Below are 1,694 nucleotides of genomic sequence, written 5' to 3' on the forward strand. Positions count from 1 at the left end.
GAAGCTCTAGGCAAAACTCTGGTCTGAGGAACACGAACCACATATAAGGCTTACTTAAACGGGTAAGTTTGCATAGCAAAACAAAGCCCCATGCTATCCGAAATTTTAAGGAGTAAATGTGGCAGATATATGGAGTGAAAGCGGTCGTTCTTACCTGGGGAGATCTGATAGGTATGTCGTTTTAGAGGATGAATTTCTTGTATGACAACCTACATAGTGATATGTAGCTGAACTATCAGAAGTCAGCAGAAGTCATAGTACTACGCTATACGCGTAAGCGTAGGAAGGACTGAACTTTAGGAGGTTTTGAATTTTGAAAGTTTCGCAGAATACTCAAAGATTGCAGAAAACTAAATATTTAGACTATCAAGTTGAGAATAGGGTGGAACCCAAAGGTAAACAAGAAGTGCATAGAGTAATCTCGGCAACTGATAAGAGAAGAACCAATGTACAAGAATATGGTTCGCTTGAGAGGATTTTATCTAGGGAAAATATGCAAGAAGCATACCGTAGAGTCTACTCTAACAAAGGAAGTCATGGTATGGATGGGATGACAGTTTATGAACTTAAACAATTCCTTAAAACAAATTGGCTAACTATCAGGGAAGAAATTCTCAAAGGCGAGTATAAACCGTTACCTGTAAGGAGAGTTGAGATTCCTAAACCAAATGGCGGAGTTAGACTTCTAGGAATTCCTACTGTACTAGATAGACTAATACAACATGCAATTGCACAGGAACTAACTCTAATCTATGATGAGGATTTTTCAACCAATAGTTACGGATTTCGCCCAAGGCGAAGTGCCAAGGATGCGATAAAACAAGCGAGAGATTATTATATAACCAAAGGTTACAGGTGGGTAGTAGATATAGATCTGGATAAATTTTTTGATAGGGTAAATCATGACCAACTAATGTACAAATTATCAAAGAAGATTAAAGACAAAAGAGTTTTAAAACTTATAAGACTATATCTTCAATCAGGAGTGATGATAAATGGTGTAGTGAATAGAAATGACGAAGGAACTCCACAAGGAGGACCGTTAAGTCCTATACTCTCAAACATTATTCTTGATGAACTTGATAAAGAGTTAGAAAAGCGCGGTCATAAATTTTGCCGTTATGCGGATGATGTTAATATCTACGTTAAAAGCGAGAGAGCAGGTAATAGAGTAATGGAAAGTGTTACTTTGTTTATTGAAAAGAAGCTAAAGCTTAAGGTAAACGAGTCGAAGACCGCAGTAGCGCGTCCGTGGAAAAGAAAATTTCTAGGGTTCTCATTCTACCAAGTGTATGGAAAGGGTTATATAAGAATATCAGAACAATCTCTTAAAAGATATAAAGACAATTTAAGGGGTTTAACAAGTAGGTCAAAACCTATGACACTAGAAGACAGAATAAGAAAGATAAATGAAGTAAATATTGGATGGATTAATTATTATGGATTGGCTAACTGCAAAGGTATAACTGAGCAGTTGGACATTTGGATTAGACAAAGATTAAGGATGTGTATATGGAAACAATGGAAGAAGGTTAAAACGAGGTATAAAAACCTTAAGAGATTTGGATGTACACATTCTCAAGCATTAAAATACGCCAATACCCGAAAAGGATACTGGCGTGTCGCTAATAGCGCAATCTTATCTACAACTCTAACAAATCAAGTCTTCGGCTCTTTAGGCTTGAAAAGCCTAA

1 protein-coding gene is annotated in these 1,694 nt (G+C 36.7%); it reads left to right on the plus strand.

Going from position 1 to position 1,694, the window contains the following annotated elements; translation table 11 throughout:
* Positions 1-313: 313 nt before the first annotated feature.
* Positions 314-1,694: group II intron reverse transcriptase/maturase (gene ltrA / locus CPJCM30710_RS17330; protein ID WP_212905390.1), on the plus strand; the 1,381-nt coding region annotated here is incomplete at its 3' end.

This window comes from Clostridium polyendosporum, from assembly GCF_018332455.1.
Taxonomy (GTDB): Bacteria; Bacillota; Clostridia; order Clostridiales; family Clostridiaceae; genus Clostridium_AY; species Clostridium_AY polyendosporum.